The organism is Sphaerospermopsis sp. FACHB-1094, from assembly GCF_014696195.1.
In the GTDB taxonomy this organism is placed as follows: domain Bacteria; phylum Cyanobacteriota; class Cyanobacteriia; order Cyanobacteriales; family Nostocaceae; genus Sphaerospermopsis; species Sphaerospermopsis kisseleviana.
The window spans coordinates 29,483-46,316 of the sequence record NZ_JACJPT010000035.1; the positions used below are offsets into that span (position 1 = coordinate 29,483).

Genomic DNA, 16,834 nt, shown 5'->3' on the forward strand with positions numbered 1-16,834 from the left:
TATAACTTCAGTAAACAAAGCGGATTGTGACTGTAAAACCAGACTGGTTGCGGGTAAAAGCACCGCAGTGGGAGCGCGTTGGTAACGTTAAAGAAATTTTACGGGATTTAGCCCTGAATACAGTTTGTGAAGAAGCATCCTGTCCCAACATTGGCGAATGTTTCAACGCTGGAACTGCTACATTTTTAATTATGGGTCCAGCCTGTACCAGAGCTTGTCCTTACTGTGATATTGACTTTGAGAAAAAACCCAAACCCTTAGATCCCACCGAACCCGCAAGACTCGCGGAGGCTGTTCGCAGAATGCAGCTAAATCACGTCGTGATTACTTCCGTGAACAGAGATGATTTAGTAGATGGTGGTGCGTCCCAGTTTGTTAAGTGTATTAACGCAGTTCGTGAAGTATCACCCAAAACTACTATTGAAGTGCTAATTCCTGATTTATGCGGAAACTGGGATGCACTAGAAATCATACTCCAGGCTAAACCAGAAGTCACAAACCATAATACGGAAACCGTCCCACGTTTGTATCGTCGAGTACGTCCCCAAGGTGACTATCAAAGAACGATGGTTCTGTTAGAACGTACTCACCAAATTTGCCCTAGCACCTATACCAAATCTGGTATCATGGTCGGCTTAGGTGAAACAGATGCCGAAGTTCGCCAAGTCATGCAAGATTTACGATCAGTAAAATGTGATATTTTGACCATTGGGCAATACCTCCAACCCAGTCAAAAACATCTGCAAGTTACTGATTTTATTACTCCTGAACAATTTGCAGCTTGGCAAGCTTATGGTGAAGAAATCGGATTTTTACAAGTTGTTTCTTCCCCCTTGACAAGAAGCTCCTATCATGCTGAACAAGTCAGGGAATTAATGAAACGTTATCCCAGATAGGGGACTGGTGACTGGTGACTGGTGACTGGTGACTGGGGAGAAAATTCTTTCCCTGTTCCCTGTTCCCTTCTTCCCCAATTACTAATTACCAATTACCCATTATCCATTACCCATTACCAATGACCAAAACGATCGCTATTTTAGGTGCAGGTGCTTGGGGTACAACCCTGGCAAATTTAGCACGTGCAAATGATCATCAGGTGCGTTTATGGTCACGCCAGGGTGATCTTTCCTTAGAGGATGTTGTTAAAAATGCCGAAATAGTCCTATCCGCTATATCTATGAAAGGTGTACAGGATGTAGCGTTATCGGTTAAATCTTGTCAAATATCTCCACAGACAATATTTGTCACCGCTACCAAAGGTTTAGATGCGAAAACAACCCGTACACCTTCCCAAATTTGGCAAACCGAATTTCCTGATCATTCAGTAGTTGTCCTTTCAGGCCCTAATTTATCTGAAGAAATTTCTCAGGGTTTACCCGCTGCTACCGTAGTAGCCAGCAAAAATACCGCTGCTGCCCAAGTCGTGCAACAAGTCTTTTCTTCTGGACGTTTTCGTGTGTATACTAACTCTGATCCGGTAGGTGTGGAACTAGGTGGTACACTCAAAAACGTGATGGCGATCGCATCTGGTGTCTGTGATGGTTTGCATTTGGGAACTAATGCCAAAGCAGCTTTAGTAACTCGCGGCTTGACAGAAATCATTCGTATTGGTAAAGTTTTAGGCGCAAAAACGGAAACTTTTTATGGTTTATCCGGTCTAGGAGATTTGTTAGCCACCTGCAACAGCCCCTTAAGCCGTAATTATCAAGTCGGCTATCAGTTGGCCAGTGGAAAAACGCTGACAGAAATTCTCGCCTCTTTACCAGGAACCGCTGAAGGTGTAAACACTTGTCAAGTTTTGATGCAAATATCCCAGGAGCAAAATATTACTATGCCTATTACTGAGCAGGTTTATCGGTTATTGGAAACTCAAGTTACACCCAAACAGGCATTAGATGAACTCATGTTAAGAGATACTAAGCCAGAATATCACCAATAAATTAATGGCTTGCACCATGCTCCACTATAAGCATTATTTCGTAACTCACATCTGCTAATTACCAAATAATCACTAAAGAAATTGTTAAATCGTCAGGAAACTACTTCCCCCATCATGTAAATATAACTATGTAGTTTATCAACAGCAAAATTACTAGGGATAGAATTGTACATAGTTATGAAAATAACCGTAAATATTCCTAGAACATCTCAGTTAACTAAGTCAGTGATTACCGCAAAAAGCAGGTAAATGAAGTCAACAATTGATGTACTTTTTATTTACTTTCCCTATGTACCAAGAAGCTTTGACTGCTATACAGACGTTCGTCCTTAGAGAAGTTCCACCAGAACATCTCTACATACCGCTACTGTGTTTCCAGCCTGGCTGTAGCTAGAAACGTCTATGAGTTCAATCAAAAACCTACAGTCACCAAAAAAATTCGGTAAAAGTGTATCCCTAAGTGAGTTCAAGAATCTAATTTTATACCATTAATAATTTTGGTTGTAGCTTAGGTAGGGTAAGTTGAGTTGTGTACTAGCGAATTATATTCGCCACCTACTTTTCAGACAGCCCCGCAGAATTAGTACAATCTTCCTTCTGCAAAGAATTGTACTGCAAAATTCAATTGTGTTATTTCATCGTGAATTACGGGAACAATAGCAACAGTTGATGATCTGACCGTAATTTTAGCGATTTTAGCTGACCGTAATCTATTAGTACCTTCACAATTAAGACATTATGCCCGCAACATCTTTTCACACAGATGCAGCCTACGATTCCCAAAAGTCTAACCTAACATTAGACTCTGATCTAAATTCTGATCTCAATATTGATGAGGGTGATTTGTCCCTAGATGAACTACAAGATATAGAAATAGCTGCTGTTGATCCTCATAACTTGGCTGCAAATAATACCAACCGTCGTAGTACAGACCTAGTACGTTTATACCTTCAAGAAATTGGCCGAGTACGTTTGTTAGGGCGGGATGAAGAAGTTTCCGAAGCTCAAAAAGTACAGCGATATTTGCGGATGCGGATCGTGCTTGCTAACGCAGCAAAACAAGGTGACGCTGTAATTGCCCCTTATCTGAATTTAATAGAAGTTCAGGAGCGTTTAGTATCTGAATTAGGACACCGCCCCTCATTAGAAAGATGGGCTAGAACTGCTGGCATAGAATTATCCGAGCTTAAACCTACATTATCAGAAGGTAAAAAACGCTGGGCGGAAATTGCCAAGTTGACAGTAGAAGAACTTGATGAAATTCAATCTCAAGGACTTCAAGCCAAAGAACACATGATCAAGGCTAACTTGCGCCTTGTAGTATCTGTTGCCAAAAAGTATCAAAATCGTGGCTTGGAATTATTAGATTTAGTACAAGAAGGTACTTTAGGATTAGAACGAGCAGTAGAGAAATTTGATCCTACAAAGGGTTATCGTTTTAGTACCTATGCTTATTGGTGGATACGTCAAGGAATAACCAGAGCGATCGCTACTTCCAGCCGGACAATTCGCCTACCTGTTCATATTACCGAAAAACTCAACAAAATCAAAAAAGCACAACGGAAAATTGCTCAAGAAAAAGGTCGTACACCTACTTTAGAAGATTTAGCACTTGAGTTAGATATGACACCTACCCAAGTGCGGGAAGTTTTGTTGCGAGTTCCTCGTTCTGTTTCACTAGAAACCAAAGTAGGGAAAGACAAAGACACCGAGTTAGGAGATTTATTAGAAACTGATAGCGTTACCCCAGAAGAAATGTTAATGCGAGAATCTTTACATAAAGATTTGCAGCATTTACTAGCAGATTTAACCACCCGTGAACGTGAAGTGATTCTGATGCGGTTTGGTTTATCCGATGGACATCCCTATTCATTAGCCGAAATAGGCCGCGCTTTAGACCTCTCACGAGAAAGAGTACGACAAATAGAATCCAAAGCCTTACAAAAACTTCGCCAACCCAAGCGCCGTAACCTCGTCCGCGACTATTTAGAATCTTTAAGTTAGGGTGATTGGTGATTGGTGATTGGTGATTGGGAAGATGAATAACCCAATGCCCCATACCCCATGCCCAATAACAACTAACAAACATTCTCAATAAGTTAGGATTGTTGCAAATTGCTCCTAATATTTGTTATATTCTCAATTAACAGGCTTTGTTGAGAAAATTTAGTATGACTGTCTACACAACTGGTTCACTTAAGGCAGAACTAAACGACCGAGGCTGGCGTTTAACTCCTCAACGAGAAACAATTCTACATATATTTCAAGAACTTCCCCAGGGTGAACATTTAAGTGCTGAGGATCTTTATCATCGCCTAGAAAGTGATGGTGAGGGTATCAGTTTATCAACCATCTATCGCACCCTCAAGTTAATGTCCAGGATGGGAATTTTACGGGAACTAGAGTTGGGTGAAGGACATAAACACTATGAAATTAACCAACCTTACCCCCATCATCACCACCATCTGATTTGTGTTCGTTGTAATACTACAATTGAGTTCAAAAACGATTCAATTTTGAAAATCGGTGCAAAAACAGCCCAAAAAGAAGGTTATCACTTATTAGATTGTCAATTAACTATTCATGCTGTTTGTCCCAAATGCCAACGGGCATTAATGCCACTTTAGCTAATGTGTCAGGAGTCAGGAGTCGTAGGGGCGAAGCATTCGGAAAATAGCCTTGGACGAGAATTGATAATTGATGTCCCGAATGCTTCACCTGTACAGGAGTCAGAATATTTGATCAATCAGCATAGGAATCAATAAGTGATTGGTGATTGGTGATTGGGCGGATGAATAACCTAATGTTCAATGCCCAATAACTAATTTTCTTCTATAGCTGCTTCTGCTTCATGGACTAAATTTCTCAAATTTTCCAAAGTTTCTAAATTGACATCTTCCCATAAACTTCGTTTGTGTGCTTCTAGCAACCTTTCAGCTATATCTCGCAAAGCCCAAGGGTTTTTGTTGTGAATAAACTCACAAACTACAGAATCTTGTAAATAATTATCTACAATTCCCTGATACATATAATTTTCCACACATTGGGCGGTGGCATCGTAGGCAAATAAAAAATCTACCGTTGCTGCCATTTCAAACGCGCCTTTATAACCATGACGCATTACCCCTGCTATCCATTTCGGGTTAACCACACGGGAACGATAAACCCTAGTAATTTCTTCTTTGAGTTTACGGACTTTGGGTTGAGATGTATTAGCATTATCACCAAAATAAGTTTCGGGGTTTTTGCCTTGGAGAGAACGAACCGCAGCAATTAAACCACCTTGAAACTGATAATAGTCATCAGAATCAAGTAAATCATGTTCTCGATTATCTTGATTATGTAGAACAACCTGCATTTTTTTTAATCTTTCGACAAATACTTCTTGAGAGGTGACAGTATTATTATTCTCTGTTCCCTTGTAAGCGTAGGAACTCCAGTTGATGTAAGCTTGGGCTAAATCTTGATCAGTTTGCCAGTTTTGGGAAGAGATTAAACCTTGAAGTCCAGCACCATAAGCACCGGGTTTAGAACCAAAAACCCGATAAAGCGATCGCTCTTTGGCAACTTCTAAACTTAAACCTTGTTGTGTCCATAAATCAATATCTTGCTTTACCGCACCTACTAACGGGTTTTCCTCCTCTGGTTCATCTAAACTTGCAACCGCTGCCACTGCTTGAGAAAATAGATCAATTAAATTAGGAAAAGCATCACGGAAAAATCCCGAAATTCTCAAAGTCACATCAACACGGGGACGACCTAAAATTGATAAAGGTAGAATTTCAAAATCTACTACTCTTCTAGCTGCACCATCCCAAATCGGTTGCACACCAAGTAAAGCTAAAGCTTCCGCAATATCATCTCCTCCTGTTCTCATGGTAGAAGTTCCCCAAACTGATAAACCCAGAGTTTTGGGATATTCTCCATGTTCTTGAGTGTAGGTTTCAATGAGATTTTCTGCTGCTTTTCTGCCCACATCCCAGGCGGTTTCTGTAGGAATAGCGCGAATATCTACAGCATAGAAATTTTTACCTGTGGGAAGAACTTCTGGCCTTCCTCTTGTCGGTGCGCCAGATGCAGCACTAGGAACATATTTTCCATCTATTCCTTTAAGTAAGTTGGTAATTTCTTGGGTTGTGTTTTTTAATGCTGGAAGAAGTTTTAATTCTATCCAGTTAAGGACTGGTGACTGGTGACTGGTGACTGGTGACTGGGAATTGATGATTTTTTCGACTAAAAAAGCGGCTTCTTCTTCTAATAGTTCAATGACATCGCCGTGGGTATGACAAGATTTAATTTGCACGCAGAGACGCAGAGGCGCAGAGAGAGTTGCAGGAGGATGAAATTTATTACTGTATTCTGTTGTTAAAGGATCGAAATCTAAACCCCAATTTTCTGCGATCGCACGGGTAATTCCGATAGAATGACGGTTGGGGATGCGGGCGATCGCAATGATTAAATCTCTTAGTTGTCTACCTTGGGGAACTTGTCCGAAAATGTGTAAACCGTCGCGGATCTGTGCTTCTTTGAGTTCGCACAAATAACCATCTAAGGAGTTTAAAATTAAACTTTCAAAGTTTACAATATCCTTTTCATCAGTGATACCTAAATCTTTGTAGAGATTTTCTTTGATGACTAATTCTTGAATGCGATCGCGTAATGTGGGTAAACGAGAAGGATCTAATGTTTCTGCTTCGTAATATTCATCAATTAAATTTTCTACCTGTTGCAATGCTCCATATAATTCCGCCCGTGTCATGGGTGGTGTCAGATGGTCAATGATTACTGCTTGAGAACGACGTTTAGCTTGTGAACCTTCACCTGGATCATTAACAATAAAAGGATATAAATGAGGCATGGGACCAAAGGCTATTTCAGGATAACAAGTATTAGATAAAGCTACACTTTTACCTGGTAACCATTCTAAATTGCCATGTTTTCCGACATGAATGATCGCATCACTGCCAAAAATTTCTCTTACCCAATAATAAAAAGCCAAATAATCGTGAGTTGGTTCTAAATCTGGTGCATGATAATTTAAACTCGGATCATTTTCATAACCCCTTGATGGTTGAATACCTACAAAAACATTACCAAATTGAATACCGGGAATCGGAAATTGGTGATTGGTGATTGGGTTATTTACCTCCCCATCTCCCCAACGTTCAATAATTCTTTGTTGTACAGGTGCGGGTAAACTAGCAAAATACGCTTGATATTCTTCTACAGAAAGACTTTGATTTACTCGTTTCCAATCTTTTCCTTCTGGATCATTGGTAACACCAGCAGTTAAAATTTTAATTAACTCATCACCATCAGCGGGGATATTTTCCACATCATAACCAGCCGATTTTAAGGACTTGAGGATTTCTACACAACTAGCAGGAGTATCCAAACCTACGCCATTAGCCAGCCTACCATTGGTGTTGGGGTAATTTGCCAAAATTAGAGCTAGACGACGTTCTGAGGGCATTTTATGGCGTAATCGGACCCAATTTGCAGCCAGTTGGGCAACAAAATCAATGCGATCGCTCAAAGGTTCATAAACGACTACATCAGTTTCCAAGTCATCATTGCGAGTTTGCCAACTTTTAAAAGAAACCGCCCTAGTAATAATCCGCCCATCTACCTCTGGTAAAGCCACATTCATGGCCATATCACGGGGAGTTAAACCCTGTAACTGTGCTTCCCACTGTTCCACTGAACTAGCACAAAGAATCACCTGTAACACCGGCACATCTAACTTTTCCCACAGTTCAATTTGCGGTGTTTCCGTCTCCAAACGTGCTAGAGAAAAACTGGTAGTGTTTAATAACAGGCTAATAGGTTGAGAATCTTCAGGTTGAAAAAACTTGATTAACTCATCAGTTACACCTGGTTCACGTAAAGAAGAAACAAAAATCGGTACAGGTTGTAAATTTTTCTTGATTAATGCAGTACATAAAGCATCAATAACTTTTGTATTTCCGGCTAAATAATGGGCGCGGTAGAATAAAATACCTATTTTGGGTAACTGGGAAAAATCTTCCCCCTGCTCCCTGCTCCCTGCTCCCTGTCCTTTATACAATCCCACACGGGGAACAGGTTGTGGTTGTGGGGGGTTGAATGTGGTTAAGAGGGAAATATCAGAGATAAAAAGTAGAGCATTCAGGAAATTTTCTATACCACCTTCCCGGAAATACTGCCATACTTGGTTAACAAGTTCAGTAGAAATAGTTGATTTTGATATTAAATCTGGATCAAGAGCGTCGTCTCCAGGCATTACAATTAAAGTTATGCCATTACTTGCGGCAATTTCCTGCACCACTTCCAAACCATACGCCCAATAGGAACTTCCTCCTAATAGGCGCAAAACAATTACCTGGGCAAGTTCTAAAACTTGTTCGCCATAATTATCAATACTGATTTGTTGCTGTAGTTGCAGCAGGTTAGCAACTCTAATTTGAGGAAATTCGGCAGGTAATTTTGGTACTGTTGCTGCTAAAGTTTGAATGTCGGTGTCAGCAGCAGTAATCAAAACGAAAGGGGCTGGGGTTTGTTCCAGAAGAACTAAACCGTCTGACTGATTCCATCCGCCTGGTGTGGCACTTATACGATGCATAATTCTTTATTACTACCTTAAACTGTTGATTAGTACACAATCACAAAAAACCAGGAAAAATCCTGCAAGTCCTACGAACAGGCTAAGACGATGGGAAGATAGGGAGATGGGAAGCTGGGGAGGTAAATAACCCCATTACCCATTACCCATTCCCCATTACCCTACTTAGGTATTCCGCCCATCTCATTAGAATTTTGAAAATGCTTAGTTCTCCCGATTTGAGCTTTTCTCGAACCTTGCCTTTAAGTATATTTAATCGGCTTGGCGAGTTGTTGCACCAGATGGCTCAAGCAATAGGCAGTGCTGCTTTGGTACTTACAGAAGCTGTGCTGGCGCGGATTCTCATTCCTGTTGAGTGGCAACAACAACGATTTACCCTTGTAGTTTCTGAGCGATTTAGTGCGCTGTTGTTAGGCAACATAGAGGCAGGGGAAGAGGGAAGTAGGGTAGCACACAAGGAAGATGTTACCTTAAATTGCTTAAATGCTAGTTTGACATTTAATTCCCAAGCGATCGCTGCTTTTGTATCTAATTTAAGAAATTTATTTGAGTCTCATTCTTACACTTACAAAAACATCACACAATATCAACAAGTTCTTGCTCCTAATGATGCAACGCTGCAAAGTAAATTTACCCTATTGTTATTGGAATATCTCCTCCCACTTGTTAACAAGGACGCACAAACATCTACTATTTCCATTCTCACGGAAGGTTTTAGTTGTAAACCTGTAGAAGATGCTCTCACAAAACAAATTGCCCAAGAACGGCTGTTAAATAAGGTAACAACGCAAATCCGTAAAAGTCTAGATTTGCCTGTAATTATGGACACGGCAATTACTCAAGTCCGTGAGTTTTTGGAATTAGATAGATTAGTCATCTATAAATTTTTATCATCTCCAGCTAATACGCAAAACACATCTCTTAACTGTCAATATTTAGCACCTACTGTAGTCAACTCTAAACTTACAGAACAAGACCGTCAACAGTATGGGGGTTGTGTAGTATATGAATCTCTAGGACAAGATTCTATTACCTCTGTTTTGAATTTGCAAGAAGAAAACTGTCTGAATCGAAATTCTGGATCTTGGGAAAAATATCACCAAGGTTTTACTTTAGCAGTAGATGATGTAGAAAAAACCTATTCCCTAGAAGATTGTTTATTGAATTTTTTAAGGAAGAATAAAATTAGGGCAAAGTTGGCAGCCCCGATTATTTTTGAAGATAAACTTTGGGGTTTATTAATTGCTCATCAATGTCATACTCCTCGTAATTGGAGTGAAAGTGAAAAAAGCTTGTTGTCATCAGTTGCAGAACAGTTAGCTATAGCTATTCATCAATCTGAATTAATGGGTTCTTTGCGAGAAGCTACACGCACTTTGACTCAAGAAAAACAAACTTTAGAACAACGAGTAATTGAACGGACAATGGCACTGCGAGAAGCACTTTTAGCAGCAGAAGCAGCCAGTCGTCTCAGAAGTGAATTTCTCGCTACTATCAGCCATGAATTATTAACTCCTTTAACTTATGTTATTGGGATGTCTTCTACATTATTGCGCTGGCCTTTGGGTGAGTTAAGTCAACGACAACGGGATTATTTACAAACTATCCATGACAGCGGAGAACACCTATTAGAAATGATTAATGATATCCTCGATTTATCACAGATTGAGGCGGGGAAAACAGTATTAAATATTGCTGAATTTTCTTTAGTGAAGTCAGCAGAAAAGATATTAGACTCTTTATTAGAAAAAGCAACCAGTGAAAAAGTTACCCTGAAACTTGATTTACAAATTAATTCTACCAGTGATATTTTTCAAGCTGATTCTGGAAGAATAGAACAAATTCTTTGGAATTTATTAACTAATGCTATTAAGTTCACCCCAGAAGGTGGTAATGTCACGTTACGTCTATGGGTAGAAGAAAATACCGCTGTATTTCAAGTAGAAGATACTGGAATTGGTATACCAGAAGAAAAATTACCATTACTGTTTGAGAAATTTCAACAACTTGATACTCCCTATCGTCGTCGCTATGAAGGTACAGGAGTTGGTTTAGCTTTAACTAAACAACTGGTAGAACTTCATCGGGGTCGAATTGAAGTAGAATCAACTGTAGGTATGGGTTCAATTTTTACTGTTTGGATACCAAAACAATTAAAATAATTGATAATTGATAATTGATAATTGATAATTTGTAATTCAAAAAACTCCAATTACCAATTACCAATTACCAATTACCAATTACCTCAACATCAAACATGATTAATTTAGAAAAAGGATTAATAGTTTCCTGTCAAGCACCTGTAGACTCACCATTACATGATCCTTATATTATTGCCGCAATGGCACAAGCCGCAGTGAATAATGGTGCTGTAGCCGTGAGAATTGACACACCCAATCATATTAAAGCTGTGCGGGAAAAAGTCAATGTACCAATTATTGGACTTTGGAAACAAGTAATAGCAGGTTCTGATGTATATATTACCCCCCAGTTTCATCATGCTGTAGCAGTGGCTGAAGCTGGTGCTGATATTATTGCTATAGATGCCACTACTAGATATCGTCCAGGTGATGAAAAATTAATTGATATTATTACCCGCATTCATCAAGAATTAGGTAAACCAGTCATGGCAGATGTGGATACATTTACTTCTGCAAAATTAGCTGTTGACGCAGGTGCTGATATTGTTGGTACTACTCTTTTTGGGTACACTGCGGAAACTAAAAATTTTGCCCCTCCTGGTTGGGAACTTCTCACACAGATAGTAGAAAAATTAGATACCTTTGTTATTTGTGAAGGTGGTATTTCTTCCCCCAAAGAAGCAAAAAAAGCATTGAATTTAGTAGGTGCTGATGCAGTTGTAGTTGGTACTGCAATTACTGGTATTGATTTGCAAGTGAAAGCTTATGTAGAAGAAGTCAGTAGGGGCGAAGTAGGGGCGAAGCATTCGGAAAATAGCCTGTGATAAAAATTGATAATTTATCGTCCGAATGCTTCGCCCTTAGAGGTTGTTTGAAAAGTATTAGATGAAACCGATAATCTCTAGAAACCTAACCCCCCTTCCCCCCTTCCCTACAAGGGAATGGGGGTTTCAAAGCCTCTCCCCGCGTCGGGGAGAGGTTTGGAGAGGGGTTTATTTATACATTAAAAACTTTTCAAACATCCTCTTACAGGAAAATAAGCTGTTACACAGCTAAATTGTATAATCCTAATATTCTGAACTCTTGTTTAACAGGCAAGATGCCTGTTCCACTTATACAAATTAAATGCACAACAGCTTAACCTTAGACAAAAATTGATCATTGATTGCCCAATGCTGATGCTTCCAGCATACTTCGCAAACGTCCGTACAGACGTGATTGATATTAGTTGGGAGCTTTGCGATCGCTACTCCAAGCCCACCAAGCACAACCACAATGACACAGGTAAAATTCTTGCCATTTGCGACGATTTTCTGGTGTTGTCACAGGCGATCGCCGATTTAACCAAACTTGTACCGCTTCTCTACTGCTAGAGTGACATTTGGGACAGCAAAATTCATAAGCGTGAACTGCTTGATTTGTCCATTCTGGTGGTGTGGGAGCAAAAGCGTCCATATAAATATTTTCAGTAAAGTTTTAGTAGTAAATTAATATACATAATAATATTATCTCTAATAATGAAAATGATAGAGCCAAATATTGAAATTCGCCGTTTGTTAGATGTCATGCCCGCTTCTGGGCGGATGATGACTAAAATTGTCAGTAAACCAGAACAAAGTCAAGTCATAGATGCCGCTTTTCCCTTACCCTGGAGTCAGGATAGACCAATATATATTAATTTTGATTTGTGGCGACGCTTGACAAAACCACAGCGAGATTTACTACTGTTACATCAGGTAAGTTGGTTAACAGGGGTGAAGTGGATACAACCAGACATTTATCAAGGAGTGTTTTTAGCAGGGTTATTGGGTGGAGTAGTGGAAGCTGCTCAGTCTGATGTGATAGGTGTAATTATAGCTGGGGGATTAAGTGCTTTAGCTGGGGTGCGAATCTGGCGCATCAATCAATCCCAAGCATCACAATTAAAAGCCGATACAACAGCCGTTTTTATCGCCCAAAGACGGGGTTATTCAGAAGCAGAAGCAGCCCAACATTTGTTAACTGCCATTGAAACAGTAGCAAAAATTGAAGGGCGTTCTGGTTTAGATTTTAATGAATTAATTAGGTGTCAAAATTTAAGAGCGATCGCTGGTTTATCACCTGTAGGTATTCCAGATAACTATAGTAGGTGACAGGGAACAGGTGACAGGGAACAGGTGACAGGGAACAGTGTGAAAATTCTTTGGGAATTGAGGTTTTATTAATGGTTTACGCCAATTTGAGCTAACAAAATTTGAGCTAACAATAGGAGGAAAACAACATTGACATTAGCATTAGGCATGATAGAAGTATATGGTGTTCCCGCAGCAGTGGAAGCAGCAGACGCAATGTGTAAAGCAGCTAGAATCACATTTGTAGGTTATGAAAATACCGATTTAGGCAGAATTACAATTTTAATTCGTGGTGATGTGGCTGAAGTGAAAATGGCAGTCACAGAAGGATTAGAATCAGTTTTAAAAGTGAATGGTGGTGAGATACTTTCCCATCATATTATTCCCCGTCCCCATGAAAATTTAGAATGTGTTTTACCAATTTATCAAAGTTCTAGGATTAACCAATTTAACACAGATATTCGTTTTCCTCCCCCATTAAGTAATTAATTAGGTTGACTATAGAAATTCTATAAGATGGTAATAAGCCAAATGTGTCATTTGATTTTTATCTAACAATGGAAAATTATCCCAGGCTTAATTTGATTGAACCGCAAAGGACGCAAAGTACACAAAGGTAAGAGGTTTTTAGAGACTTATGTCAGATTTTAATAATTACATCCAAGATTTACAAGACAAGATTAAACATGGTGGTGAACGTAGTCATTACTCTAGTTTAGAACGTCTGATAGAGGGTTTGATTATTGGTGTTAATGTTATAGTGGAAGAAAAAGGTAATCAAGCTGGTATTCCTGACCTGACTATTAGAAAAAATGATCGGGTTGTGGGATATATTGAGGCTAAGGATGTTAATGTTGATATTAGTAAGTTAGATAAATCTGAACAAATTAAACGCTATTTAGAATCTAATATTGGTTATAATTTCATATTAACAAATTATCTAGATTTTCGTTGGTATGTAGATGGTGAATGTGAAAAAATAGCTAAATTAGCTAATATCCAAGACAATGAAATTTCTTTGGTTGATGATTTACAACCGATAACAGAATTATTACAGTCATTTATTAATCAAAAAGCCAAAGACATTAATAACTATTATGATTTGGCTAAAGCAATGGCAACTTATACTAAAACTATCAGAAATGCTATTGCATCATCTTTGATTATTGAAACAACTACGGACGAATTAAAAGAATTAAAAGAAACATTTAAAAAATTACTACTTTTAGATATAGATAACGCTAGTTTTGCGGATATGTACGCCCAAACTATCGCTTATGGTTTATTTACTGCAAAAATAAATCATGCAAATAATCATGCACAAAACCCAGGAGATTTTGTTTTTAACCGCACCAATGCTAGTATTTATATTACTGAAAGAATACCTTTTTTAAAAGGGTTTTTCGATATAGTAATTAATGCTAATGGTGCTAATAGTGTTAGTAAAATTCACAAATCAATTGAAAATTTAATAGAATTATTTAACACAATAGATATGACCAATATTTTAGAAAATTTTGGTCGAGAAACGCGAACGGAAGATCCAGTTTTGCATTTTTATGAAACATTTTTAGCAGCTTATCAAGCATCTTTAAGAAAAAGTCGCGGTGTTTATTATACTCCTGAACCTGTAGTTAATTTTATTGTGCGTGCAGTTAATGATATTTTAACTGATAGAAATATTTTTGATTTAGAATACGGGTTAGGTAATAGACGAGTAACAATTCTTGATCCTGCAACGGGAACAGGGACATTTTTATATGCAGTTATTAAACAAATGCGTGATAATGTTGCTAAATATGGTGTTGATAGATGGAATCTGTGGTTAAAAGATGCAGAAGTTTTAAATCGTTTATTTGGATTTGAATTATTAATGACTGCTTATACAATAGCACATTTAAAATTAGGTTTATTATTAGCAGATTTTAAATATGAGTTTGCACCAGATGAAAGGTTAAAAATCTATTTAACTAATGCTTTGGAAGAAGGGATAAAACAAGGTGATTTAATTCCTGGTATTACCCAAATTATCGCGGAAGAATCTAGTCAAGCTGCAAATGTGAAAACAGAAATTCCGATTATGGTAGTATTGGGTAATCCTCCCTATTCTGTCAGTTCACAAAATGCGAGTAAACGCAAGAGAATCTTAAATCAAGATGAGAAATATTTAGCAGATGTGGAATATACGGGTTTAGTGTGGAATAAAGTTTTGAAAAATGGTAAAGCTGGAAAAACAGTTACAGAATTAACCCATATTGGGGAACTTTTAGAATTATATAAAGGTAGGGTGAGATTAGAAGGTGAGAAAAATATTCAACCTTTAGATGATGATTATATTAAATTTATTCGGTTTGCACAATATCAAATTCAAAAAACTCCTCAAGGTTATGGAATTATCGGTTTTATTACTAATCATTCCTATATTAATGGTTTGATTCATCGAGGAATGAGAGAGGAGTTATTGAAATATTTTGATACTTTATATATAATGGATTTACATGGTAATTCTTTATTAAAAGAAACCTCACCAGATGGGGGTGTTGATGAAAATGTTTTTGATATTCAGCAAGGGGTAGCGATTTTAATTGCTGTCAGGGAAAAAAGCGCACCTGATTATTTTTCCAATGCTTATAAGTCTAGAGATGGGGTGAAGGAGTTAGCGCAGGTTTTTTATTATGATTTGTGGGGATGTCGGGAGGAAAAATATAATTTTTTAGAGTCTACAAGTTTAGATAATGTTAATTGGATCGAGGTGAAACCTACTGCACCTAATTACTTTTTTGCACCGAAAAATTTTGATTTAGCTACAGAATATAATGAAGGATGGAATGTTACAGATATTTTTCCTGTAAATTCAACAGGTGTTAAGACTCATAGAGATCATTTTGTTATAGATTTTGATTTACAACAATTACGTAAAAGAATAGAAGATTTTAGAAATTTAGATATAACAGATGATATATTAGTTAATATTTATGATCTGCGAGATACTCGTGATTGGAAAATTAGTATCAAAAGAAAATTATTATCTAGTAATCTAGATTGGATGAATTATTTTACTACTTGTTTCTATCGTCCCTTTGATACAAGGTTTTACTATCATCATCAGGATGTCGTAGAGTTAACTAGAAATGAAATCATGCAAAATGTAAATAAATTAAATAATATTGGTTTGATTTTATGTCGTCAACAGTCTCAATCTGGAGAATGGAGTTTAGTGAGTGTTTCTGATCAAATTATAGAATGTTGCGCTATTTCTAATAAAACTAGAGAAACTAATTATTTATTTCTCCTGTATACATACCCAAATACAGATAATGATCAAACAAATCTTTTTGTAGAAAAAACTCCTAATTTATCTACTCAATTTTTAGAAGCAATTAAAAATAAACTCGGTAACACACCCACACCAGAACAAATATTTTACTATGCTTACGCTATTTTTCATAGTCCTACTTATCGCAGTAGATACGCTGAATTTCTCAAAATAGATTTTCCCCGTCTTCCTTTAACCAGTAATCAAAGTTTATTTACTGCTTTAGTAACTAAAGGAGAAGCATTAGTGAATTTACATTTAATGAAATCTGAGAGACTTGAAAACTTAATTACAACATATCAGGAAATAGGAGATCATCAAATTACTGAAGTCACCTATAATTCAGAATTACAGAGAGTTTATATTAATAAACAGAATTATTTTACAGATATTCCTCAACATATCTGGGAATTTAAAATTGGTGGATATCAAGTTTTAGATAAATGGTTAAAGGACAGAAAAAATGCTAAACGCAAATTATCAAATGAGGAAATTATCCATTATCAAAAAATCGTGGTTGTGTTAACTGAAACTTTACGTATTATGGGAGAAATTGATCAAATTATTCCTGGGTTTCCGATTGAGTAAATGAGGTTTTTGTCAGAATCAGGATATCCAGGATTTGAGGATTTACAGGATTTTTATTGGGATTTTTTGATGATGATTGAGAGATTTTTTTGTCAGAATCAGGATATCCAGGATTTAAGGATTTACAGGATTTTTATT

Annotated in this window: 11 protein-coding genes; 9 read left to right on the forward strand and 2 right to left on the reverse strand. The window is 37.6% G+C overall.

Annotated elements, in window-relative coordinates; translation table 11 throughout:
• The first annotated feature begins 26 nt into the window (after window positions 1-26).
• The 4 genes from lipA to H6F47_RS13000 all read left to right on the forward strand — a co-directional run bounded on the left by lipA (window position 27) and on the right by H6F47_RS13000 (window position 4,566).
• Window positions 27-896: a lipoyl synthase gene (gene lipA, locus H6F47_RS12985; RefSeq protein WP_137666224.1), complete on the forward strand. Its 870-nt coding sequence runs from the start codon at window positions 27-29 to the stop codon at window positions 894-896.
• A 119-nt stretch (window positions 897-1,015) separates the two neighbouring features.
• Window positions 1,016-1,939 (forward strand): NAD(P)H-dependent glycerol-3-phosphate dehydrogenase, encoded by a 924-nt coding sequence (locus H6F47_RS12990; RefSeq protein ID WP_190347495.1) that lies wholly within the window; start codon window positions 1,016-1,018, stop codon window positions 1,937-1,939.
• Between the two features lie 738 nt (window positions 1,940-2,677).
• Complete coding sequence (gene sigC / locus H6F47_RS12995) at window positions 2,678-3,943, forward strand: RNA polymerase sigma factor SigC (protein WP_190347496.1); 1,266 nt, start codon at window positions 2,678-2,680, stop codon at window positions 3,941-3,943.
• Window positions 3,944-4,110: 167 nt separating this feature from the next.
• Complete coding sequence (locus H6F47_RS13000) at window positions 4,111-4,566, forward strand: transcriptional repressor (protein ID WP_096572159.1); 456 nt, start codon at window positions 4,111-4,113, stop codon at window positions 4,564-4,566.
• Window positions 4,567-4,760: 194 nt separating this feature from the next.
• On the opposite strand, the gene cobN is transcribed toward H6F47_RS13000, so the two are convergent.
• Window positions 4,761-8,540 (reverse strand): cobaltochelatase subunit CobN, encoded by a 3,780-nt coding sequence (cobN, locus tag H6F47_RS13005; protein WP_190649512.1) that lies wholly within the window; start codon window positions 8,538-8,540, stop codon window positions 4,761-4,763.
• 200 nt (window positions 8,541-8,740) lie between these two features.
• On the opposite strand from cobN, the gene H6F47_RS13010 reads away from it, so the two are divergent.
• Both H6F47_RS13010 and H6F47_RS13015 read left to right on the forward strand, forming a co-directional pair.
• Entirely contained in the window at window positions 8,741-10,702 is a 1,962-nt protein-coding gene (locus H6F47_RS13010; protein ID WP_190649514.1) for a GAF domain-containing sensor histidine kinase, read from the forward strand.
• A 95-nt stretch (window positions 10,703-10,797) separates the two neighbouring features.
• On the forward strand, window positions 10,798-11,505 hold the full coding sequence (locus tag H6F47_RS13015) for an N-acetylmannosamine-6-phosphate 2-epimerase (protein WP_190649516.1): 708 nt from the start codon (window positions 10,798-10,800) through the stop codon (window positions 11,503-11,505).
• A gap of 400 nt (window positions 11,506-11,905) precedes the next feature.
• On the opposite strand, the gene H6F47_RS13020 is transcribed toward H6F47_RS13015, so the two are convergent.
• Window positions 11,906-12,136 (reverse strand): hypothetical protein, encoded by a 231-nt coding sequence (locus H6F47_RS13020; RefSeq protein WP_096572155.1) that lies wholly within the window; start codon window positions 12,134-12,136, stop codon window positions 11,906-11,908.
• A 71-nt stretch (window positions 12,137-12,207) separates the two neighbouring features.
• Between H6F47_RS13020 and H6F47_RS13025 the strand changes: the two genes are divergently transcribed.
• The 3 genes from H6F47_RS13025 to H6F47_RS13035 all read left to right on the forward strand — a co-directional run bounded on the left by H6F47_RS13025 (window position 12,208) and on the right by H6F47_RS13035 (window position 16,696).
• Window positions 12,208-12,813, forward strand: coding sequence for a DUF3318 domain-containing protein (locus H6F47_RS13025; RefSeq protein WP_137666247.1), 606 nt, complete (start codon window positions 12,208-12,210; stop codon window positions 12,811-12,813).
• A 129-nt stretch (window positions 12,814-12,942) separates the two neighbouring features.
• Window positions 12,943-13,281: a carbon dioxide-concentrating mechanism protein CcmK gene (locus H6F47_RS13030; RefSeq protein WP_137666218.1), complete on the forward strand. Its 339-nt coding sequence runs from the start codon at window positions 12,943-12,945 to the stop codon at window positions 13,279-13,281.
• Between the two features lie 148 nt (window positions 13,282-13,429).
• Window positions 13,430-16,696, forward strand: coding sequence for a type ISP restriction/modification enzyme (locus H6F47_RS13035; RefSeq protein WP_190649518.1), 3,267 nt, complete (start codon window positions 13,430-13,432; stop codon window positions 16,694-16,696).
• Window positions 16,697-16,834 lie beyond the last annotated feature (138 nt).

Bases quoted from the DNA above. Each gene is read 5' to 3' on its own strand.
- H6F47_RS12990 (WP_190347495.1), top strand. From the start codon at position 1,016: ATGACCAAAACGATCGCTATTTTAGGTGCAGGTGCTTGGGGTACAACC.
- sigC (WP_190347496.1), top strand. From the start codon at position 2,678: ATGCCCGCAACATCTTTTCACACAGATGCAGCCTACGATTCCCAAAAG.
- H6F47_RS13000 (WP_096572159.1), top strand. From the start codon at position 4,111: ATGACTGTCTACACAACTGGTTCACTTAAGGCAGAACTAAACGACCGA.
- cobN (WP_190649512.1), bottom strand. From the start codon at position 8,540: ATGCATCGTATAAGTGCCACACCAGGCGGATGGAATCAGTCAGACGGT.
- H6F47_RS13010 (WP_190649514.1), top strand. From the start codon at position 8,741: ATGCTTAGTTCTCCCGATTTGAGCTTTTCTCGAACCTTGCCTTTAAGT.
- H6F47_RS13015 (WP_190649516.1), top strand. From the start codon at position 10,798: ATGATTAATTTAGAAAAAGGATTAATAGTTTCCTGTCAAGCACCTGTA.
- H6F47_RS13020 (WP_096572155.1), bottom strand. From the start codon at position 12,136: ATGGACGCTTTTGCTCCCACACCACCAGAATGGACAAATCAAGCAGTT.
- H6F47_RS13035 (WP_190649518.1), top strand. From the start codon at position 13,430: ATGTCAGATTTTAATAATTACATCCAAGATTTACAAGACAAGATTAAA.